At 71.5% G+C, this 24377-nt stretch carries 5 protein-coding genes and 1 pseudogene; 4 read left to right on the forward strand and 2 right to left on the reverse strand.

Going from position 1 to position 24377, the window contains the following annotated elements; all coding sequences use genetic code 11:
- Nucleotides 1-144 precede the first annotated feature (144 nt).
- Nucleotides 145-20733 (reverse strand): non-ribosomal peptide synthetase, encoded by a 20589-nt coding sequence (locus tag C1701_RS25485; protein ID WP_103056782.1) that lies wholly within the window; start codon nt 20731-20733, stop codon nt 145-147.
- Nucleotides 20734-20827: 94 nt separating this feature from the next.
- Nucleotides 20828-21055: a phosphopantetheine-binding protein gene (locus C1701_RS27895; RefSeq protein ID WP_337661961.1), complete on the reverse strand. Its 228-nt coding sequence runs from the start codon at nt 21053-21055 to the stop codon at nt 20828-20830.
- 27 nt (nt 21056-21082) lie between these two features.
- On the opposite strand from C1701_RS27895, the gene C1701_RS27900 reads away from it, so the two are divergent.
- The 4 genes and pseudogenes from C1701_RS27900 (at nt 21083) to C1701_RS25500 (ending at nt 24241) form a co-directional block, all read left to right on the forward strand.
- Nucleotides 21083-21274: a hypothetical protein gene (locus C1701_RS27900; RefSeq protein WP_016701420.1), complete on the forward strand. Its 192-nt coding sequence runs from the start codon at nt 21083-21085 to the stop codon at nt 21272-21274.
- A gap of 2 nt (nt 21275-21276) precedes the next feature.
- The gene (locus C1701_RS27905; RefSeq protein WP_337661962.1) at nt 21277-22509 is read left to right on the forward strand and encodes a hypothetical protein; all 1233 of its coding nucleotides are present in this window, start codon (nt 21277-21279) and stop codon (nt 22507-22509) included.
- A 169-nt stretch (nt 22510-22678) separates the two neighbouring features.
- A pseudogene (gene prcB, locus C1701_RS27910) lies at nt 22679-23083 on the forward strand (proteasome subunit beta); the annotation flags it as partial.
- Between the two features lie 42 nt (nt 23084-23125).
- Nucleotides 23126-24241, forward strand: a complete 1116-nt coding sequence (locus tag C1701_RS25500) for an enolase C-terminal domain-like protein (RefSeq protein WP_337662315.1) — start codon at nt 23126-23128, stop codon at nt 24239-24241.
- The last annotated feature ends 136 nt before the right edge of the window (nt 24242-24377 follow it).

A 24377-nucleotide genomic window follows, 5' to 3' on the forward strand; every position in this document is an offset into this window, starting at 1 on the left:
CTCCTCACCCTGGCCGCTCAGCGACGCCAGGTCGACCACGCGCGGAGACGCGGGCGGGCCGGGACACCGGTCCGCCGGCGTGGCACCGGCACCTCATCCGCCCGGCCGGTCCGTTTGCCGGCCGGGCCTCCCCTCACTCGGAGATCACGACCCGCTCTTTCCTCGGGTCGCGCTCGCGACCAGAACCCGCAGGCCTTCCACGCAGTCCTCGGCGAGCCGTCGCACGGTGGCCTCGTCGTGCACTGCCGCCGAGTAGTGCCAGTCGAAGGTCAACTGGCCGTTCCGCATGAACGCGATGACGTCCAGCAGGTGGCTGCGACGTTCGTCCGGTGCATGGTCTTGGCCGGTCCACCACCGCTGTGCCCGGTAGAGGGTCGCTTCGGCGTCGGAGGCGTCCGACCCGGCCTGACCGAGGTAGTTGAAACTCACCAGGGGCTCGGGGGCCGCCGCGAGCGCGTTACGGGTCGAGTCGGCCGCGGCGAGGTACCGCAGCGGTCCGTAGCCAACTCCGCGCCGAGGGACGGCCCGCAGCTGTTTCCTGGCGGCGCGCAGCGTGGTGGCCCAGTCGCCGTCCGCCGGGAGCCGCAGCGCCACCGGGTACATCGAGGTGAACCAGCCGACTGTCCTGGTGACGTCGACGTCGTCGAAGAGTTCCTCGCGGCCGTGCCCTTCCAGGCTGATCGCGACCCGGTCCCGCCCTGCCCAACGGCACAGGACGGCGGAGAGTCCGGTGAGGAGGACGTCGCCGACCTGGGTTCGGAACGCACCAGGCACGCGGTGGACCAACGCGCGGGTGTCGTCCTCCCCGAGTGAGGCCGACAGCGTGGCGCGGTCGGCGACGGTGTTCCCACCCGTCGGCCTGTCGAGGGGCAGCTCGACCTCCACGTCCTCGACGAGCGAGTTCCAGTAGTCGAGTTCGTCGTCGAAACCGCCGCCCTCGACGTGGTCGACCATGCGGCGGGCCCAGACCGGGAAGGGGCTGGTCTTGACGCCCAGGTCCACGGCCTGGCGGTTCCTCGCCTGGTCGTAGGCGGTGGCCAGGTCGGCCAGCAGGATGCGCCACGACACGCCGTCGACGACGAGGTGGTGGGCGGTCAGCAACAGCCGCGGGTCGCCGTCATCGGTGTGGGCGAGGACGGCTCGCAGCAGTGGACCTCCTCGAAGGTCCAGCCCGGACTGGGCGCGAGTGACAACCTCTGCCCAGGCCGTCTCGACGTCGGAGGTCCCTCGCAGGTCGTGGTGGCTGAACACGGCGTCCAGCTGGGTCCGGTCGGTGACCGTTCCCCTCCACTGGCCGTCGCCGTCGGGTTCGAAGACCATGCGGAGGGCGTCGTGCTGGGTCAACAGGCCGGCCACGGCCGCGCGCAGCGCCGGGACGTCCACGTCGGGGACGACGTCGAAGGACACCGACATGGTGAAGTGGTGCGGGGCGACGGGATGGGTGTCGAAGAACCAGCGCTGGATGGCGGTGGTGGCGACCGCACCGGTCACGACGCCCTGGTCCGCGTCGAGCGTCGAGGCCGAGCCGGACCCGGCCAGCCCCTCCGCCAGCGCGGCGACGGTCGGATGCAGGAAGAGGTCGCGGGAGGTGAACGCCAGTCCCTCCCGGCGTGCCCGTGACACCAGCTGAATGCTCAGGATCGAATCCCCACCCAGGTCGAAGAAGTTGTCGGCCACCCCTACCCGGTCCACACCCAACACGTCGGCCCAGACCGCGCACAACGACTTTTGGATATCGTTGGCAGGCGGTACGTACGTCGAACGACGGTCCTGGTCAGGGAGCGGCAACGCCTCGCGGTCCAGCTTCGCGTTCACCGTCAGCGGCAGGGCGTCGAGCACCACGAACGCCGCCGGAACCATGTGCGCCGGGAGCGTCGTCCTGGCCCGTTCCCGCACGGCGTCGACCTCGACCTCCGCCTTCGGCTCCGGGACGAGGTAGGCGACGAGCCGCCGGGAACCGGGCTGGTCCTCACGCGCGATGACGGCGGCCTGGGCGACGGCCGGGTCCTGGGCGAGCACGTTCTCGATTTCGCCCGGTTCGATGCGGACACCGCGGATCTTGATCTGGTTGTCGACCCGGCCGAGGAAGTCGAGTTGGCCGTCCGGCAGCCAGCGCACCAGGTCACCGGTCCGGTACATCCGCCCGCCCCCGGCGTCGAAGGGGTTGGCGACGAACCGTTCGGCGGTCAGCCCGGGGCGGTGCGCGTAGCCCCTGGCCAGTCCGGCCCCGGCGACGTAGAGCTCACCGGGGACGCCGACGGCGACCGGACGGAGCCGATCGTCGAGCACGTGGACGCGCGTGTTGGCGATCGGCCCCCCGATCGGTGGTACTCCGTTGAGATCGGACGCGACCGGGCCGCTCATGGTGGCGCAGACGGTGGTCTCGGTCGGGCCGTAGCCGTTGAGCAGCAGACGTCCCGGTGCCCACCTGCGGACCACCTCCGGCGGTGGCGTGTCCCCGCCCGCCACGACGCCGCGTAGTTCGGGCAGGTCGACGTCGGTCACCGTTCCCATCACGACGGGCGGCAACATGGCGTGGGTGACCCGCAGGTCACGCAGCAGTTGGAGGAACTCGGCGCCGACCAGGTGTCCCGGCGGTGGGAGTACGGTCGTTCCCCCGCTGACGAGCGCCATGGTGATGTCGGCGACGGAGACGTCGAAGCTCGGGGAGACGAACTGGAGGACACGGCTGGTGGGCCCCAGGCCGAGGGCCTCCACGTGCGCCGTCGCCATGCCGAGGATCCCGCGGTGGGGGACCACGACGCCCTTCGGGCGGCCGGTGGACCCCGACGTGTAGACGACGTAGGCGGCGGTGTCGGGGTGGGTGGCCGGCCGGGTGGGGGCGGAGTCGGGTCGCGTTGCGATGACCTCAGCCGTCCCGGGGTCGTCCACGGCGAGGATCGTCACGTGTCCGGGCAGGCCGACGGCCAGGGGACGTTCGGTAACCGCGACCTCGACTCCGCTGTCGTCGATCATGAAGGCGGTGCGTTCGACCGGGTACTCGGGGTCGACTGGCACGTAGACCCCGCCGGCCTTCAGCACCGCGAGCAGCGCGACCACCAGGTTCGTCGATCGGGTGACCTTGACGGCGACCGGCGATTCGTGGCCGACGCCGAGGTCGACCAGGTGGTGGGCGAGCCGGTTCGCCGCGACGTCCAGTTCCCGGTAGGTGAGGGTGGACCCTCCGGCGTCGACGGCGACGGCGTCAGGGGTGGCGGCGACCTGGCGTTCCACCGCCTCCACGACGGTGGGCCCCAGCAGGTCGGGCCGGTCGGTGTGGTTCCAGTCCACCACCGTCCGACGGTGCTCCCCCGCCGTCAACAGGGGTACCTCGGTCAGGCGACGATCGGGGCCGGAGCTGACCCGGTCCGCCAACGCCAGCCAGTGGGAGACCAACCGGTCGATGGTCCCCGCGTCGAACAGGTCACTGTTGTACTCGACACCCGCGGAAAGAGCCCCGTCCTGCTCGGCGAAGCTGAGTGTCAGTTCGAACTGGGCGGCCTCCCGGCCGACCGGGACTCCCTCCACCCGGATACCGGGCAGGTCGAAGGTCTCGTCCGGGGTGTTCTGCAGCACCACCATCGCCTGCACCAGCGGTGTCCGGCTGGTGTCCCGTTCGGGCGCCAACTCGTCGATCAGCTGGCTGAAGGGGACGTCCTGGTGCGCGAAGGCGTCCAGCACCGTCTCCCGCACCCCCGCCAACAGTTCGGCGAAGGACGCGGTCTCGTCGATCCTGGTGCGCAGTACGACCGTGTTGACGAAGAACCCGACCAGGTCGGCGAGTTCGGCACGTTCCCGGCCCGACACCGCCGTTCCCACGGCGATGTCGGACTGGCCGCTGTACCGGGCCAGCAACAACTGGGTGATGGCGGTCAGCGTCATGAACAGGCTCGCGTCCGCCTCGGATCCGACGGCCCGAAGGCGGTCGAGGAGTTCGGCTGGCACGGTGAACGCCCGCACACCTCCCGAGGAGGTCCGCACGGCCGGCCGGGGCCGGTCGGTGGGCAGTTCGAGGGGTTCCACTCCCGCCAGCTGGCGACGCCAGTAGTCGATCCGCGCCTCGGTCCCCGGCCGCTCCGCGTGGCTCCGTTGCCAGACGGCGAAATCGGCGTACTGGATCGGGAGCGGTCGCAGCGCCGGCCGGGTGCCCTCGACGGCGGCCCGGTACAGCTCCGTGAGGTCCCTGGTGATCACGCCCAGGGACCAACCGTCGGTGACGATGTGGTGCATCGCCAACACCAGGACGTGGCTGTCACTGGCCTCCCTGACGAGCAGGACCCGCAGCAGGGGCCCGGTGCCCAGTGAGAACGGAGTCGTCGACTCGACACCCAGCAGCCCGTCCAGCTCCGCGGACCGCCGGGCGGCGTCCACCGACGACAGGTCGACCACGCGGATCGGCAGGTCGGCCGGCGGGTGGACTCGTTGCACACCGTGCCCGTCCGCCGAGTCGAAGGTGGTGCGCAGCGACTCGTGCCGGGTCACCAGTCCGGTGAGCGCGCCGCGCAACGCGTCGACGTCGAGTCGCCCCACGAGCCGCAGCCCACCGACCACGTTGTGCTCGGTGCCGCCGGGGGCGAAGTCGTCGAGGAACCAGAGCCGCTGTTGCGCGTAGGAAAGGGGAAGGGGTGCGTCGGCGTCGCGCTCCGCCGGTGTGATCGGCGGCGGGAGCGCGGCGCGGCCCGGGATCGTCTCGTCGGGGGCGTCGACGGGGCGGTCGACGTGCTCGGCCAGTTCCGCCACCGTCGGGTGGTCGAACAGCACCCTCGGGGACAGTTCGGCACCGAGGTCGGACCGCAGTCGCCACAGGACGCGCAGGCTGCTGATGGAGTCGCCGCCGAGGTCGAAGAAGTTGTCGTGGATCCCGACCTGGTCCACCCCCAACAGCTCTCCCCAACACTCGCACAGGGTTCTCTCCACGGCCGTCGACGGCGCCACGTACTCCACGCCCGACACCGCCTCCGGCGCCGGCAACGCGGCCCGGTCCAACTTCCCGTTGGCGTTCAACGGCAGCTCCGGCAGCACCACCACCGCCGACGGCACCATGTACTCGGGCACCCGTGACCGCACCCACCCCCGCAGCCACTCCCCGTCCACGGTCTGCCCCGCCGTCGGCACCACGTACGCCACCAACCGCTCGCCCACGCCCTCGGACCGCAGCACCACCGCAGCCCGAGCCACCACCCCCGTCTCGGTGAGCACCGACTCGACCTCACCCGGCTCGATCCGGAAACCCCGCACCTTCACCTGGTCATCAGCCCGCCCCACGAACTCCACCAACCCACCAGGCAGCCACCGCACCACGTCCCCGGTCCGGTACATCCGCCCGCCCGTGGTCGCGAACGGGTCGGCGACGAACCGCTGCCCGGTCAGCCCCGGCCGGCCCGCGTACCCTCGAGCCACCCGGGTGCCGCCCAGGTACAACTCCCCCGCCACCCCGACCGGAACCGGGCGCAGCCAGCGGTCCAGCACCCGCGCCCGGATGCCGGGCAGTGGCCGACCGATCGGCACCGACCCCGACACCGTCCCCCACCCGGGGCCCCGGTCGGTGCCGTCGAACCAGCCCAGGGCGTACACGGTGGCCTCGGTCGGCCCGTAGATGTTGGCGATCCCCGCTGACGGCCACACTCGACGCACCCGTTCCAGCAGGGAAACCGGCAGGGCCTCACCGGCGAAGACCACTCGTTCAGGGGCCAGCTCGGTGACGGCGCCGCTGTCCAGCAATCCGGCCACCGCCGAGGGCACCCCGGAGAGCAACGAGGCCGAACCCGACTGGCCGGCCACCGCCAGCACGTCTGGGACCAGCTCGATGACACCGCCCACGCACAGGGCTGGCCACAGCTCGAACACCGACACGTCGAAGTTGACCGAGGTCGATCCGATCACCCTGTGCAGGCCGTCGTGGCCGTAGTGGTCGATGGCCCAGGACACCAGCTCCGACATCGACGCGCGGTCGATCACGACGCCCTTGGGGCGTCCGGTGGATCCGGAGGTGTAGATCAGGTAGGCCGCCGCCCGGCTCGGCACCGGCCAGGGACCCGTCTCCCGGACCTGGTCCAGGACGTGGCCGAACTCAGCTCCGTCGAGGGTGACGGTGTCGATGCCGGCCGGGTTGGTGTCGGCGAGTTCGGTGGTGCTCAGCACGAGTTCCAGGTCGCTGTCGGTGGTTATGAAGCTGACCCGTTCGGCCGGGTAAGCCGGGTCCAGCGGAACGTAGGCGGCTCCGGCGCGCAGTACCGCCAGCAGAGCGACCAGCAGATCCGTGGTGCGGGGCAGCCGGATCCCGACCCGGGACTCCACGCCGACGCCCTGGGACCGGAGCCAGCCGGCCAGTCGCGCGGAGCGGTCGGTGAGTTCCTGGTAGGTCAGGGTGTTCCGGCCGTCGGTGACGGCGACCGCGTCCGGAGTCCGCCGGGCCTGCTCGTCCACCCAGGACACCAGATCGGCTGAGGAATTCGGCATTCCTGGTTGCCCCAGGCGACCGATCTCGCGGCGTCGGCCAGCGGGCACGGAAGCGGGTTCACTCCAGGAGCGCAGGACCAGGTCGTGGTCGTCCTCGGTCAGGTGGGGGATGTCGCGGAGGGGGCGGTCAGCGGCCCCGACCACCCGCTCGGCCAACTCCCCCCACCACCGCCCGAACCGCTCCACCGTGCCCGCATCGAACAACGCCGTCCCGTACTCCACCGTCCCCACCAGACCACCACCCGCCTCCACCGAACGCTCCCGGAAATGCACCGCCAGATCGAACTGCGCCGCCTGCCGGGGCACCACCCGATCCGACACCACCACCCCCGGCACCCCCGCATCCCACTCCCCCACCGCGTTCTGCAACACCACCACCACCTGCACCACCGGCGTCCGCGAGGCATCCCGCACCGGAGCCACCGCCTCGATCACCCGATCGAACGGCACCCAGTCCCACGCGAACGCCTCCACCACCCCATCCCGCACCCCCGCCAGGAACTCCACGAACGATTCCCGCTCATCCACCCGCGACCGCAACGCCACGGTGTTCACGAAGAACCCGACCAGATCCGCCACCTCGGCCCGGTCCCGACCCGAGGTCACCGTGCCCACCACCACATCGTCCTGCCCCGACCACCGGGACAACACCACCTGCGTCACCGCCGTCAACACCATGAACACCGTCGCCGAACACTCCCGGCCCACCGCCCGCAACCCCGCCACCACCGGCTCGGGCACCACGAACTCGGTCACCGCCCCAGCGGTGTCCCGCACCGGCGGCCGGGGACGGTCGGTGGGCAACTCCACCGGCGCCACCCCCGCCAACCGCTCCCGCCAGTAGTCCACCCCGGCCTCCACCCGAACCGGGCTCAACCACTCCCGCTGCCACAACACCCAGTCCGGGTACTGCACCGGCAACACCGGCAACACCGGCTCCTCACCAGCGAGCAGGGCCGTGTAGGCGGTCAGGACCTCCCGGACCAGCACCCCCATCGACCAGGCATCCCCGATGATGTGGTGCATCGAGACCATCAACACGTGCTCGTCGGGACCGGTATGGACCAACAGGACCCGCCACAACGGCCCGGTGGTCAACTCCCACGGGGCGCTGGTCTCGGCCCGCAGCACCTGGTCGACCTCCCCACCGGTGGCGGTGACCTCCCGCACGCCCACCGGCAGGTGGGGGTGGATCCGGGTCTGCCCGGCGCCGTCGCCGGGTTCGAGGGTGCCCCGCAGCACCTCATGCCGCTGGCTGACCACACCGAACGCGGCACGCAGGACGCTGGTGTCGAGGGGGCCTCGCAGGTGCAGACCGGTGGCCAGGACGTACTCGACGCTGTCGGGGGTGAACCCGGCCACGAACCACAGGCGCTGCTGGGCCGGGGACAAGGGCACCACCGCCTCGGAGTCGGCACGGGGCAGCAGTGGGGGTTGGGCTACCTCCCCGAGACCGGCCACGACCTCGGCCAACCCGGCCACGGTGGGGTGCTCGAACACCGCCCGCACCGGCAACTCCACCGACAACACCGACCGCACCCGACTGGTCAGACGGGTCGCCAACAACGAATGCCCACCCAGGGCGAAGAAGTCTTGCCCCCGTCCCACCTCCAGCACGCCGAGCACCTCGGTGAAGACCTCGGCCAGGGCCCGTTCCACAGCACCGCGAGGAGGTTCGCCCTCCCCTTCCCCGGTGAACTCCGGTGCCGGTAACGCCCGCCGGTCCACCTTGCCGTTCCCGGTCACCGGCAACGACTCCACCACCACCACAACCGAGGGCACCATGTACTCCGGCAACACCCGCCCCACCGACGCACGCACCCCCACCACGTCCACCTCCGCCCCACCAGCGGGCACCACATAAGCCACCAACCGGTCCACACCACCCCCGTCAGCCCGCACCACCACCACCGCCGAGGCCACCCCCGCGACCCCGGCCAGCACCGCCTCGATCTCCGCCGGCTCGATCCGATGCCCCCGCACCTTCACCTGGTCATCAGCCCGGCCCACGAACTCCAACACACCCGACCGGGACCACCGCACCACGTCCCCGGTCCGGTACACCCGCCCACCCACCAGCGAGAACGGATCGGCCACGAACCGGGACGCGGTCAACCCCGCACGCCCCGCATATCCCCGAGCCACCCCGGCACCAGCGATGTAGAGCTCCCCGGGCACCCCCGGCGGTACCGGGCGCAACCCGGCGTCCAGGACATACACCCGGGTGCCGCCCACCGGTGTGCCGATCACCACCGGCCCGGCACCGTCCACCACCGCGGTGGTGGACCACACCGTGGTCTCGGTCGGCCCGTACAGGTTGAGCACCCCAGCCGGGCCGGCGACCCCGGTCATCGTGGCCGCCACCTCGACGGGCAGGGCCTCGCCCCCCACGAGCATCCGCACCCCGGACAGGGCGGTACCGGTCTCGGCCAGCACCGACCGCCACCAGGTCGGGGTGGCCTGCAGCAGGGTGATCCCGTGGTCGGTGACCAGGCGGGTGACCGCGGCGGGGTCGGTGACCTCCTCCCGGGTGGCCAGGACCACCCGGGCGCCGTGCAGCAGGGGGAGGAACAGTTCCAGGCCGGCGATGTCGAAGGAGATCGTGGTCACCGCCAACCACCGGTCGGACGGGGTGATCCCGACCCGGGTGGTCATGGTGGTCAGGAAGGTGACCAGGTTGCCGTGGGAGACGACCACGCCTTTGGGGCGGCCGGTGGACCCGGAGGTGTAGAGCACGTACAACGCCTGCTCGGGGCAGGTGAACACCACCAGGGCCGGGTCGCAGCGTTCGATGACCTCCTGGATCGCCGGGTCGTCCACGCACACCGCGGGAACCGAATCGGGAACGTGGCGTGCCAGGCCCTGCTCGGTGATGGTCAGGGCAGCTCCGCTGTCGGTCAGCACGTAGGCGATGCGCTCGGTCGGGTGTTCGGGGTCGACCGGGACGTACACGCCACCGGCACGCGCCACCGCTATCAACGCCACCACCAGCTCCACCGACCGGGACAGGCAGATCCCGACCCGGGACTCCACACCCACACCCCGTGCCGCCAGGTACCCGGCCAACCGCGCTGACCGTTCCTCCAGCTCCGCGTAGGTCACCGCGCCCTCGGTGTCGACCACCGCCACCGCTTCCGGTGTCCGTGCCGCCTGCGCGGAGACCAACCCGGCCACCGACACCGGGGGCACCGCCAGCTCGGTGTCGTTCCACCCCCGCACCACCAACTCCCGCTCCGAGGAGTCAAGGATGTCGAGCGCGCGCAACGGCTGCCGTGGATCCCGCCGCACCGCGTCGACCAGGACCGCGAAGTGACGGGTGAACCGCTCGATGGTCTCCGGATCGAACAGGTCGGTGCTGTACTCGATCTCGCCCGACAGCGTCCCGTCGTGCTGCTCCTGGAACAGCAGGGTCAGGTCGAACTGAGCGCTCTCGTGCGGCAGCTCCACCTCCTCGACGCGAAGACCCTGGAGCTCGAGTGCGCCGCGAGGAGCGTTCTGCAAGGTCACCATGGCCTGCACCAGCGGGGTGCGGCTGGTGTCCCGCGCCGGGGCCAGCTCGTCGATCAACCGGCTGAACGGAACGTCCTGGTGCTCGAAGCCGTCGAGCACCGTCTCCCGCACCTGCCGGAGGTGGTCGGCGAAGGGCTTCGCAGGCTCCACCGTCGAGCGCAGGACCAGGGTGTTGACGAAGAACCCGACCAGCTTCTCCACCTCGGCGGCCCGGTCCCGTCCGGACACCGTCGTGCCCACCGCGAGGTCGTGCTGACCGCTGTACCGGGACAGCAGCAGCTGGACGAACGCGGTGAGCGTCATGAAGAGGCTGGCGTCGTGCTCGCGTCCGAACGTCCGCAGCCAGGTGGTCACCTCACGCGGAACCACGAACCGCCGCCGCGCACCGGCCGACGTCCGAACGGCCGGTCGAGGCCGATCGGTGGGCAACTCGAGCGGAGGAAGGCCAGCCAGCCTGTCGCGCCAGTAATCGATCTGGGACGCCAACGCGGTCCCGGCGAGCCGTTCCCGCTGCCAGACCGCGAAGTCGACGTACTGGATGACGGGGTCGGCGAGTTCCGGCGCGACGCCGCGCACCGCCGCGCCGTACAGCTCGGTGAGTTCGTCGGCGATCAGACCCATGGACCAGCCGTCGGTGACGATGTGGTGCATCGACAGCACCAGCACGTGGGAGTTGTCGTCCTCGCGGATCAGCAACACCCGTAGCAGCGGGCCGGTGCGCATGTCGAAGGGAGTGGACCTCTCGACATGCAGCAGCCGGCGCAGTTCCGCGTGGGCGTCCTGCGCGGCACCGTCCGCCCCCCTCGACGGCCGGCCGCCCCCGGCGGCGGGGCGGAGATCGACCTGCCGAACCACCACGTTGGCTGGTGGGTGCACGACCTGCACCGCCTCGCCGTCGTGCGTGTCGAAGGTCGTCCGGAGGGATTCGTGCCTCGCCACCAGCGCCGTCAGGGCCGTTGCGAGCGCGGCACGCTCCAGGTTCCCGGTGAGCCGCAGTCCGACCGACAGGTTGTACTCGACGCCCTGCGGGTCGAACTCGTGCAGGAACCACAACCGCTGCTGGGCGAAGGAGAGCGGCTGCGGCACGTCACGACGCACCGGTACCGGGCCGGAGAGCGTGGTGCCGGGCTCGTTCCGCCGGTCGCCGATCTCCACGGCGAGGGCGGCGACCGTCGGTCGGTCGAACAGCGTCCGCGCGGTGAGATCAACACCGAACGCGGCCCTGGCGCGGGAGGTGACCTTGAGGCTCAGGATGGAGTCGCCGCCGAGGGTGAAGAAGTCGTCGTGGACCCCGACCCGGTCCAGTCCCAGCACCTCCTGCCACACCTGGCACAACCGGGCCTCGACCACCGACCGGGGACCCACATACCCCACCCCCGACTCCCACACCGGTTCGGGCAACCCCGCCCGATCCACCTTCCCCGACGCCGTCACCGGCCACACCGGCACCACCATCACCACCGAAGGCACCATGTACTCCGGTACCCGACCCCCGACGAACTCCCGCACCCCGGCACCGGTGACCGCACCGGTCACATACCCCACGATCCGATCCGTCCCCGTGGTATCGGTGTGCACCACCACCACCGCCTGCTCCACCCCGGGGCAGGACCGCAACACCGCCTCGATCTCCCCCAACTCGATCCGGAAACCCCGCAGCACCACCTGCGCGTCCGACCGCCCCAGGTGCTCCACCCGCCCCCACCGGTCCCACCGGGCCACGTCCCCGGTCCGGTACAACCGGTCCCCTGCCCGGGAGAACGGATCGGCCACGAACCGGTGCGCGGTCACCCCCGGCCGGTCGATATAGCCCCGGGCCAGACCAGCACCGGCCACGTACACCTCACCAGGGACCCCCACCGGCACCGGACGCAGACCGGCATCGAGGATGTGGACCCGGGTCCCGCTGATCGGGGTACCCACCAGCACCGGAAGCCCGGTGACCTCCTGGGCCAGGCTGTCCGCGGCCACCTCGGACGCCCCGTAGAGGTTGAGCAACCGGGCACCGGGCAGCAGGGCAGCGAAACGAGTGGCCACGGTAGCGGGCAGGGGTTCCCCGCTGGAGACCCAACAGGACACCGACGCGACGGCTTCCGGGTCAGCGGCGATGACGTCCAGCACCACCGCGAGCAGGCTGGGCACCATCGTGACCCGTTCCACCCGGTGGGCCCGGACCAACCCGACCAACCCGACCGGGTCCTTCATCTCGGTCTCATCGGCCAGCACGACCTGACCACCCTCGAGCAGGGTGCCCAGGATCTCGGTGGCCGAGTCCAGGAATGACACCGATCCCCGCGCGAGCACGGGCACACCCCGCTGCTCGGGGTAGGCCTGTGTGAACCAGGCCCACCGGGTCATCAACCCCCGGTGGGTACCGATCACGCCCTTGGGACGGCCGGTGGACCCGGACGTGTAGATCACGTAGGCAGCCCGGTCGGGTGTCACCGGAGCCGTGACCTCGACCAGCGACCGGACCGCCTGGCCCGGCTCCACGACCTCCCCAGCACGGCCCTGATCCACGGTCCACACCGCGGCCCCGGCCGGGACCAGGTGCTCATGCTCGGTATCGGTGACCACCAGCACGGCCCTGCTGTCGGTGACCATGAACCCGACCCGCTCGACCGGGTACGCCGGATCCACCGGCACGCACACCCCACCCGCGGCCGGTACCGCCACCAACGCCGCCACCAGGTCCAGGGTGCGGGGCAGCATCACCACCACCCGGGACTCGGCAGTCACCCCCCGGGCCCGCAACCCCGCCACCAGGCCCGCCACCCGCACCGCCAACGCGGCGTAGGAGACATCCACCCCGCCGGCGGTGACCGCCAACGCGTCCGGGGTGCGCTCGGCCTGCCGGGCGAACCCCGCCCCGATCGAGGCCTCGGGCACCGTGACCGGGTCGGTCCGGTTGAACCCGACCAGCACCCGTTCCCGTTCGGCCCCGACCACCAGGTCCAGCTCGCCAAGACGACGGTCAGGAGTGGTCACGACCTGCCGGGCCAGCACGATCCAGTGCTCGACCATCCGCTGGATGGTCTCGGGGTCGAACAGGTCGGTGTTGAACTCCACCGCACCAGCCAGCACACCACCGGCCTGCTCCTGGAACTGGAGCATCAGGTCGTACTGCGCCGCCTTCCTCGGGAGGTCGAAGGTCTCGACGTGGAGCCGGGGGAAGTCGAACCGCCCGGTGGGAGCGTTCTGCAGCACCACCATGGCCTGGGCCAGCGGCATGCGGCTCTGGTCCCGCTCCGGCGCGACCGCGTCGACGATGCGTTCGAACGGCACGTCCTCGTGCGCGAAGGCCTCCAGCACCGTCTCCCGCACTTCGGCGAGGAAACCGGTGAAGGTCTTGTGGTCCGCGACGTCCGACCGGAGGACCAGCGTGTTGACGAAGAGGCCGACGAGGTCGTCCACCTCGGGTTCCCGACCCGAGGTGGCGGTACCGACCGCGACGTCGCGCTGGCCGCTGTACCGCGCGAACAACAACTGCGTGACGGCGGTCAGGGTCATGAACAGGCTGGTCGACCGGTCCTGCCCCAGTGCCCGCAGTTCATCGACCACGTCCACCGGGACCTCGAAGAGGTGCACCGCGCCAGTCGTGGTGCGGACCACCGGTCGAGGGCGGTCGGTGGGGAGTTCCAGTGGAGCCACGCCGCTGAGACGGTCACGCCAGTAGTCCAGGTGCCGCCCCGCGCTCTCGCCGGACAACCGCTCCCGCTGCCACACCGCGTAGTCCGCGTACTGCACCGGCAGTTCGGGGAGCGGGACCGGGGTTCCCCGGGTCGCGGCTGAGTACAGTTCGCTCAGTTCCCGGGTGATCACTCCCATCGACCAGCCGTCGGTGACGATGTGGTGCATCGACAGCACCAGGACGTGCCGGTCCACCGCCTGGCGGACCAGCAGGACACGCACCAGCGGCCCGGTGCGGAGATCGAAGGGCCTGGTCAGCTCCTCCCGCAGGAGGTCGTCGATCCCCCCGTCCGCAGCACCGCCGTCGACTACCCGCACGGGCACGGGCAGGTCGTCGTGCACGTGCTGCACGGCGCTGCCGTCCACTTCGGTGAAGGTCGTGCGAAGCGTCTCGTGCCTGGCCACCAGTCCCGCCAACGCCTCCCGCAACGCAGGCTGGTCGAGGTCGCCGTGCAGCCGTAGACCCGCGGCGAGGGTGTACTCGGCACCCTCCGGCATGACCTCGGACATGAACCACAGCCGCTGCTGGGCGTAGGAAAGCGGAAGCGGCCCGCCGTCCCGCGGCACCGGCGTGATCGGGGTGCGGTCCGCCAGGGGATGACTGGCCCGGTCGAGGGCGGCGATCAGGCCAGCCACGGTGGGGTGGTCGAACAGGTGGCGGGGTGCCAGTTCCTGCCCCAACGTCGACCGCAGCCGCCAGGTAGCCCGAAGGCTCAGGATCGAGTTGCCGCCCAGGTCGAAGAAGTTGTCGTGGACTCCGACCTGGTCCACACCCAACAACTCCGCCCACACCTCGCACAGGGCCTTCTCGGCCTCCGTCGTCGGCGCCACGTACCCCGCCCCCGACACCACATCCGGCACCGGCAACGCCGCCCGGTCCAACTTGCCGCTGGTGTTCAACGGCAGCTCCGACAACACCACCACTGCCTGCGGCACCATGTACTCCGGTACCCGCGAGCGCACGCGTTCGCGCAGCACCGCCACGTCCACCCGCGCACCGGCGACCGGCACCACGTAGGCCACCAACCGGGCGCCCACCCCCTCGGAACGCACCGCCACCACCGCCCGAGCCACCACATCCGACTCGGCCAACACCGACTCGACCTCACCTGGTTCGATCCGGTAACCCCGCAATTTCACCTGGTCGTCGGCTCGGCCCACGAACTCGAGCATCCCGCCCGGCAACCACCGCACCACGTCCCCGGTCCGGTACACGCGCCCGCCGGTGCCGGAGAACGGGTCGGCCACGAAGCGCTGCCCGGTCAACCCCGGCCGGCCCGCGTAACCCCGAGCGACCCGCGGCCCCCCGAGGTACAACTCGCCGGCCACCCCCGGTGGGACCGGCCGCAGCCACCGGTCCAGGACCCGCACGTCGATGCCGGACAGTGGCCGGCCGATGGGCGCCGACCCGGACACCGTGACCGGGACAGGGCCGTTGTCGACCCCGTCGAACCAGCCGACCGCGTACACGGTGGCCTCGGTGGGCCCGTAGATGTTGGCGATCTCGGCCTCGGGCCACACCTCCCGCACCCGTTCCACCACCGACAACGGCAGAGCCTCACCGGCCAGGACCACGCGGGCGGGCCGCAGGGCGGCGGCCTCGGATTCGAGTAGGCCCGCCACCGCCGAGGGCACGCCGGACAGCAGACCTCCCGGACAGGGCCGGTCCGCCACCGCGAGCACGTCGGCCACCAGGTCGATGGCACCGCCCACGCACAGGGGTGGGAACAGTTCGAACAGCGACACGTCGAAGTTGACCGAGGTCGAGCCCCACACGTGGGACAGACCGCCCGAACCGAACCGGTCGACGGCCCAGGACACCAGTCCCGACATCGCGGCCCGGTCGACCACCACGCCCTTCGGCCGGCCGGTGGATCCGGAGGTGTAGATGACATAAGCCGCCGCCGACGCCGGGGCCGGCCACGGACCGTGGTCACTGACCTGGTGCAGTTCGTGGTCGAACTCGGCGCTGTCCACGGCCACCGCCTCGACGCCGCCCGGGCTGGTCCCCGCCAGGGCGGTGGTGGTCAACACGAGCTCGAGCGAGCTGTCGGCCGCCATGAACGCGATCCGCTCGGCCGGGTAGGCGGGGTCCAGCGGCACGTAGGCCGCCGCCGACCGCAACACACCCAGCAGGGCCACCAGCAGGTCGGTGGTGCGGGGCAGCCGGATCCCGACCCGGGATTCCACACCGATCCCCCGGGACCGCAACCACCCGGCCAGCCGGCAGGACGCCTCGCTCAGTTGCCGGTAGGTGAGGGTCCCACGGCCGTCGGTGACCGCGACCGCGTCCGGGGTCCGCCGGGACTGCTGCTCCACCCATGACACCAGATCGGTTCCGGTGAGTCGCGGTTCGATGTCCGGGGAGGAGGTCGGGGCCGTGCCCCATTCCCCGAGCAGCCTCTGCTGCTCGGCGGGGGTCAGGTGGCTCAGCTCGGACAACGGACCGTGGGGGTTGGCGGTCACCGCCTCGGCCAGCCGGATCCAGTGACGTCCGAGGCGGTCGACGGTCTCCGCGTCGAAGAGGTCGGTGCTGTACTCGATCGCGACCAGCATCCCGCCCGCCCCGTCCCTCACGTGCAGGGTGAGGTCGAACTGGGCGGCTTCCCTGGGGAGGTCGAACTCGGTGACCTCCAGCCCGGGGAGTTGGGGAGGACTCACCCAGTCGCTCTGGAGGATGAGCATGACCTGCACCAGCGGGGTGCGGCTGGTGTCGCGCGCGGGGGACAGTTCTTCGATCAGGCGGCTGAACGGGACGTCCTGGTGCGCGAACGCGTCCAGGGTGGTCTGGCGCACCTGCGAGAGCAGCGTGGAGAAGGAGGCGGTCTCGTCGACGCTGGTGCGGAGGACGAGGGTGTTCACGAAGAACCCGACCAGGTCCTCCACCTGCGCGCTCTGCTCCCGCCCCGACACCGCCGTGCCCAGCACGACATCGTCCTGACCGCTGTACCGGGACAACAACAGCTGCGTCACCGCCGTCAACGCCATGAACAGCGTGGAGTTCGTCTCCCGACCGGTGTCACGCAGCCGAGCGGCCAGGCCAGCGGGAACGGTGAAGGTGCGGGTCGCGCCGGCTCCCGTTCGGACGGGGGGTCGTGGGTGGTCGGTGGGCAACTCCAACACCGGAACACCAGCCAACCGCTCCCGCCAGTACCCCACCTGCCCCGCCAACACCTCACCCGAGAACAACTCCCGCTGCCACACCGCGAAATCCGCATACCCCACCGGCAACTCCGACCACGACCCCGCGCCACCCGCGACCGCCGCCGCGTACCCCTCCCCGAACTCCCGCACCACCACACCCATCGACCACCCATCCGTCACCAGGTGGTGCATCACCCACACCAGCACATGCGACTCCGGTGACTCCCGCACCACCACCACCCGCACCACCGGACCCGACCGCAGATCGAACGGTTGCCCCACCACATCCGCGACCACCCGATCCCGCTCCGCCCCCGGATCCACCGCACCCGAGACATCCACCCACCCCACCACGACCGGCGCCTCCTCCACCGGCACCACCCGCTGCACTCCCTGCCCGTCCACGGTGTCGAACACCGACCGCAACACCCCGTGCCGGGTCACCACCCCGGCCACCGCCGCCCGCACCGCCCCCAGATCCACCGGCCCGACCAACCGCAACCCGAACCCGGTGTGGTACTCCACCCCGGTCGGGTCGAACTCGTGCAGGAACCACAACCGCTGCTGGGCCGAGGACAACGGCACCCACTGCCCCTCCCGCACCACGGGGGTGATCGGCGGGAGCCGCCGCTGCCGGGCCCGTACCACCCGCACGGCCAGACCAGCCACTGTCGGGGCGGTGAACACCTCCCGCACCGAGACCACCACGCCCAGCACCGCCCGGATCCGGGCGACCAGGCGGGTAGCGATCAGCGAGTGCCCACCCAGGGTGAAGAAGTCGTCGTGGACCCCGACCCGGTCCAGTCCCAGCACCTCCTGCCACACCTGGCACAACCGGGCCTCGACCACCGACCGGGGACCCACATACCCCACCCCCGACTCCCACACCGGTTCGGGCAACCCCGCCCGATCCACCTTCCCCGACGCCGTCACCGGCCACACCGGCACCACCATCACCACCGAAGGCACCATGTACTCCGGTACCCGACCCCCGACGAACTCCCGCACCCCGGCACCGGTGACCGCACCGGTCACATACCCCACGATCCGATCCGTCCCCGTGGTATCGGTGTGCACCACCACCACCGCCTGCTCCACCCCGGGGCAGGACCGCAACACCGCCTCGATCTCCCCCAACTCGATCCGGAAACCCCGCAGCACCACCTGCGCGTCCGACCGCCCCAGGTGCTCCACCCGCCCCCACCGGTCCCACCGGGCCACGTCCCCGGTCCGGTACAACCGGTCCCCTGCCCGGGAGAACGGATCGGCCACGAACCGGTGCGCGGTCACCCCCGGCCGGTCGATATAGCCCCGGGCCAGACCAGCACCGGCCACGTACACCTCACCAGGGACCCCCACCGGCACCGGACGCAGACCGGCATCGAGGATGTGGACCCGGGTCCCGCTGATCGGGGTACCCACCAGCACCGGAAGCCCGGTGACCTCCTGGGCCAGGCTGTCCGCGGCCACCTCGGACGCCCCGTAGAGGTTGAGCAACCGGGCACCGGGCAGCAGGGCAGCGAAACGAGTGGCCACGGTAGCGGGCAGGGGTTCCCCGCTGGAGACCCAACAGGACACCGACGCGACGGCTTCCGGGTCAGCGGCGATGACGTCCAGCACCACCGCGAGCAGGCTGGGCACCATCGTGACCCGTTCCACCCGGTGGGCCCGGACCAACCCGACCAACCCGACCGGGTCCTTCATCTCGGTCTCATCGGCCAGCACGACCTGACCACCCTCGAGCAGGGTGCCCAGGATCTCGGTGGCCGAGTCCAGGAATGACACCGATCCCCGCGCGAGCACGGGCACACCCCGCTGCTCGGGGTAGGCCTGTGTGAACCAGGCCCACCGGGTCATCAACCCCCGGTGGGTACCGATCACGCCCTTGGGACGGCCGGTGGACCCGGACGTGTAGATCACGTAGGCAGCCCGGTCGGGTGTCACCGGAGCCGTGACCTCGACCAGCGACCGGACCGCCTGGCCCGGCTCCACGACCTCCCCAGCACGGCCCTGATCCACGGTCCACACCGCGGCCCCGGCCGGGACCAGGTGCTCATGCTCGGTATCGGTGACCACCAGCACGGCCCTGCTGTCGGTGACCATGAACCCGACCCGCTCGACCGGGTACGCCGGATCCACCGGCACGCACACCCCACCCGCGGCCGGTACCGCCACCAACGCCGCCACCAGGTCCAGGGTGCGGGGCAGCATCACCACCACCCGGGACTCGGCAGTCACCCCCCGGGCCCGCAACCCCGCCACCAGGCCCGCCACCCGCACCGCCAACGCGGCGTAGGAGACATCCACCCCGCCGGCGGTGACCGCCAACGCGTCCGGGGTGCGCTCGGCCTGCCGGGCGAACCCCGCCCCGATCGAGGCCTCGGGCACCGTGACCGGGTCGGTCCGGTTGAACCCGACCAGCACCCGTTCCCGTTCGGCCCCGACCACCAGGTCCAGCTCGCCAAGACGACGGTCAGGAGTGGTCACGACCTGCCGGGCCAGCACGATCCAGTGCTCGACCATCCGCTGGATGGTCTCGGGGTCGAACAGGTCGGTGTTGAACTCCACCGCACCAGCCAGCACACCACCGGCCTGCTCCTGGAACTGGAGGGTCAACTCGAAAGCGGACACGTCCCTGGGTACGGGCACCTCCTCGAAACGTACACCGCCCGAGGTCCCGTCAAAGGGAGGAGCCGCGTTCTGCAGCACCACCATCGCCTGCACCAAGGGGGTACGACTCTGGTCCCGCTCCGGTGCGAGCTCCTCCACCAGCCTCGCGAACGGAACCTCCTGATTCGCGAAGGCTCGGAGTACGTCCTCCCTGACCTCGTCCAGGAACTCCGCGAAGGAACGGTCGTCGTTGAGCCGAGACCGCAGGACGACCGTGTTGACGAAGAACCCGACCAGTCCCTCGAGCTCTGCCCGTTCCCGACCGGACGTCGCCGTGCCCAGGGCGATGTCCCTCTGCCCGCTGTACCGGGCGAACAGCAACTTGGTGATCGCCGTCAACGTCATGAACAGGCTCGTTCCCCGCGCACGACCGAGGGAACCGAGCGCGGCGGCGAGGTCGGCCGGGACCGAGAAGGAGTGCAGTGCTCCGGCCGAGCCGCGGATCGAGGGACGTGGGCGATCGGTGGGAAGCTCCAGCGGAGTGACATCCGCGAGGTGCCGGCGCCAGTAGTCGAGTTGACTCTCGAGTGCCTGCCCGGACAGTTGCTCCCGCTGCCACACCGCGTAGTCCGCGTACTGGACGGGAAGTTCGGGCAGATCCGCCCGTGGCCCACCCGTCGCCTCCTCGTAGAAGGCCGCCAGTTCCCTCGTCAGGATCTCCGTGGAGGCACCGTCGGTGACGATGTGGTGCATCGCCACCAGCAGGACGTGGTCCTCCGGCGCCTCGCGCACGAGCGTTGCTCTGAGGAGTGGCCCGTTGCCGAGGTCGAACGGACGGGCGAGCTCCCCACGCAGCAGCCGGTCCAGTTCGGGCGCGGTACCTCCCTGCCCCTCGTGATGGGTTCCCCGGCTGGCCCCATCACCGTGGTCGAGCCCGGCGAGCAGCTCGTGGACGACCAACGGGACATCGGCCGCCGGCTGGATGCGCTGGACACCCTCGCCGTCGAGGGTGTCGAAGGTGGTCCGCAGAGCCTCGTGCCGGGCCACGACACGGGTGAGGGCGACGCGGAGGGAATCGACGTCCAGGGAACCGCGCAGTCGCAGGACCAGTCCCGAGTTGTACTCGGGACTCCCCCGTTCCAACTCGTTCAGGAACCACAGCCGCTGTTGCGCCGAGGACAGGGGAAGGTCCCGGTCACGTGGCGCCGGAACGATCTGGTTCCGCGGACGCGCACGCCCAGCCAGTCGGCTGCGAAGCCGTTCCCGCACGTGCTCCGGCAGGGAGCGGATGCGGTCCTCGCGTGACGACGGCGTGTTCATGGAATCCCCTCAGAGATCAACTTTGGCAGGCACGGCGGGACGCGGACGGGCCGGCGCGCCGCTCGGACACCATCCGGTCGGTACGGGGTGGCGGTCAGTCGCGCGGCATGTCCCCGCCGTCGAACTCCAGCGAGTTCTCGATCTCGGCGATGACCAGTTCCTCGACGGTGTCGGCGAGACCCGCGACGGTTGGGTGGTCGAAGAGTGCTCGTGCGGTCGGATCCACGTCGAAGGCCTCCCGGATGCGCGCGACGACACGGAGGCTGAGAACGGAGTTCCCTCCGAGGTGGAAGAAGTCGTCGGTGACCCCGACCTTGTCCACGCCGAGGACCTCGGCCCAGATCTCGGCATGCGTTCGGAGGTCAGCACGGCCGGCCGCCTGTACTACCTGCTGCCCCGTGACCCCAGTCCTGGTCCCACCGGTGTTCCCGAGCTGGCACGGGGGCCGCTGCGGTGTCGGCACACCGCCGAGGCCCAGGCCGGTGAGGGGTTCCTCCTCGCGTCCCAGTTGTTGCCCGACCCCGTGCTGAGCGGGACGTGACCATGGTGAACGACACGTCTGATCCCGGCCGTCTGTTGGCTTCGTCGGGGGCCAGGCCCACCAGCACGGTTCACGCCCACCCAACCGCAGCGGACAAGGACGCGGCCGCCCGTGATGGGATCACCGGGGCGTGGATCACCCGGTGCGCGGTGCGGTCCCCGATCGTGGGCCGCCTCTACGGTCACGTCGACCTCGACACCGGCCACGGTCCCCTCGTCGCCCCCGGCCTGCGCTACCTGGTGGGTACCTTCGACCACCGGCGGACCGTGCTCTGCGGCGCCGTGGTGCGGCACTACGCCGAGTTCGACGACCTCACCACTCACACGATCGCCGAGATGCGGGACCTGGCCCGGCGGTGGCGGGTGCGGGACTTCGTTCCCCCACCGACCACGCTGAAACGCCGCCGCCGACGCGTCCCGAGCTGGGCGCGGGTGCGGTTGTGGTCCTGGGAGCCCGAGGTCGAGACGGGCATCAACTACGCGGGTCGGGTCAGCTTCAAACATGGCGACTGGGCCCGCATCGGCCCGCCCCCGAGTGGTGCGTCGTCCGATGCGGGCTCCGCCTCGGCCACGACAAGCAGTGGGCGCGCGACGGTGGCGCGAGCCGCCCGGGGCCGGCGCTGGCCGAGCCCACCGCACCGGTGGGGGCGAGGCCGGGAGTTCGGCTCCGGAGCACCCGTCACCGGGGTGGTGGCAGCCCTCCAAGTCCCCCGTCGGCGGCCCGGCCCCGGCCGGGCCACCACGCGCCGGTGGGCCCGTGGAGGGCCGCCGGCATCCGAGCGCCGTCACTCTCCGTCAGAACCTGGAAGGTTCGCCGACCTCGCCGACCCAGCCGCCGGACGCCGGCCGGTGCCGGTTCTGGGACGACACGTGGTGGTCGGTGGAGCCCCGCCCGGCTCCGCTCCTGTGCGCCGCCGCCACGCCAGCGCCGGGGCACCGTGGCAGGGGACGGGCCGCGACCGGCACGTCGCGGCGGTCCGGCGTTCCGGCGCTGTCCACGGCAGACCGGCCGCCCTGCCCTCACCCGAACCGAGCGGGGCGGGCAGTGGCCTGGTGGCGCTGCGCCCGGTGGCCCACCACCTCGGCGACCTGGCGTGGACCCTGGGGCGTCCCGGCGCGGCGGTCGAGCACTACGACCGGGCGCGTGCCCTCGCCGAGGGGGTGGGCGCCCCGCACTGGGCGCGGGCCGCCGAGCAGGCGCGGGCGGCGGTCCGGAGCCGGTCGAGCCGTGGGTGAGACCAGCCCCCGGGGCTTGCGCGCGGACGTGGTCGCCGGCTCGGCTCCCCGGGCCGGAACCGAGGTCGGACCGCGCCGGGTCGAGCCCTGCCGGGTGTCGGCCGTGCCCGGCGGGGCGAGCCGGGTCGGGGGCGGATCATCCGTCTGGCGGAGATGCCGGGGCCGGGGGCTCCAGCACTACGAGAAGATCCACGGGGTGTCGCTCTCGTTGGAGGGCAAGGCCAACCAGCTGTCGAACATGATCCGGGGCAACCTCGAACTGGCGATGGCCGGCCTGGCCGTCGTACCGCTGTTCGTCGGGATCGACGTCGACTCGAACGGTACCGAGTGGCCCGGTCGGATCTTCAACTACGACGTGACCGGGGGCCGCTACGAGGAGCACGGCTCCTACCACGCCGTCGGTTCGGGTTCCCTGTTCGCCAAGTCCGCGCTGAAGAAGCGCCACGAGCGGGACGTCGACGAGGACACCGCGATCCGCAACGCCGTGGAGGCGCTCTACGACGCGGCGGACGACGACACGGCCACCGGCCACCCGGACCTCGCGAGGAAGATCTACCCGGTCATCGTCACCATACCGTTCGGCCCGAGACGGGGCACCGGGCGGACCACCACTGGTCTGACCAGCCGTCGCGCACCGTCCGGAGGTGGGGGCGCCGACAAACCCGGGCGCGCCCCGACCTCCCGGGGGCAGCCGGCGGTGGTGGCGGGACGATCAGCGCGCCGGCGGTCGCACCGGCACGGGTGGAGGGCGGCGGCCGAGCCCCCGGGAGGTCGGAACGGGAGAGGGCCACGAACCCCCGCCGGGGCGGCCCGGGACCGCGGGGGCGACCTGGCGCACCGCCGCCGAGGAGCGCGCGGGCGCGTCGCCGGTCAGTCGCCCGCCTCGGCGGGCGCGTCGCCGGGGGTGGTGGCGGTCGGTACGCCAGCACGAGCGCACCGACGGCCCGAGCGCGGTGGGGGTACGAACACACCCCGGCACCCGGCAGGGTGGGGCTCCCGACCAGTACCGCCCTCGCGGCGCCGGTGGGGTCGGTCAGTTGTCGAAGGGCAGCGGCTCGGCCCCTCGCTCCCGCAGCATGCCCACCATCTTCGCGCTCTCCGCGGTCTGGTGTTCCAACATGTTCTGGCGGCGGCGCTCGCCCCGAACGACCCGCTGTTCCTGGAGGAACCCCTGCGTCCGGAACACATCCCCGCGTGGGCCCGGTTGCGGTCGCGCATGTCGGTTCCGCTCGCGACCGGGGAGTCGCTGTACACCCCGCACGAATTCCTCGCCCTGTGCGCCGCGCAGGGGGTCGACATCGCCCAGCCGGACATCTGCGTCGTGGGCGGGTTGACCCAGATGCGCAAGATCGCGGCGATCACCGAGGCCCACTACGTGCCGCTGGCGCCGCACAACCCGATGGGCCCGTTGGCCACCGCCGCGAACGCGCACTTCGCGGCGGCGACGACGAACTTCTCCATCCTGGAGTACAAACCGGACGAGGTGCGGTGGTGCCCGGACCCGTACGTCCCGGTCGACGGGCACCTGGAGCTCCGCGAGGTCACCGGCAGCCATCCCGGCCCGGCCGTGCATGTCCTGGCCGAGGCCTCCCCCGCCCAGGACATGCGGTGGCAGCGGTTCCTGCCCGACCTCGTCGAGCACACCGTCCCCCACAGCACCCACCACTCGATCTGGACCGGTGACAGCCTTCTGGAGCTGAGCCGGCTGGTCCGCGAGCACCTCGGCCACTAGGAGACCACCGTGTCCGTCACCGACATCGATCCGGCCGAGGCGCCCAGGGCGAAGCCCCGAAGCCTCTGGCACAACCGGGACTTCCTGAAGTTCTGGGTGGGCGAGACCATCTCCCTGCTGCCGCGACGGCGGCGGC

The organism is Actinoalloteichus sp. AHMU CJ021 (assembly GCF_002895405.1).
In the GTDB taxonomy this organism is placed as follows: Bacteria; Actinomycetota; Actinomycetes; order Mycobacteriales; family Pseudonocardiaceae; genus Actinoalloteichus_B; species Actinoalloteichus_B caeruleus.

Bases quoted from the DNA above. Each gene is read 5' to 3' on its own strand.
- C1701_RS25485 (WP_103056782.1), bottom strand. From the start codon at position 20,733: ATGAACACGCCGTCGTCACGCGAGGACCGCATCCGCTCCCTGCCGGAG.
- C1701_RS27900 (WP_016701420.1), top strand. From the start codon at position 21,083: ATGCGTTCGGAGGTCAGCACGGCCGGCCGCCTGTACTACCTGCTGCCC.
- C1701_RS27905 (WP_337661962.1), top strand. From the start codon at position 21,277: ATGGTGAACGACACGTCTGATCCCGGCCGTCTGTTGGCTTCGTCGGGG.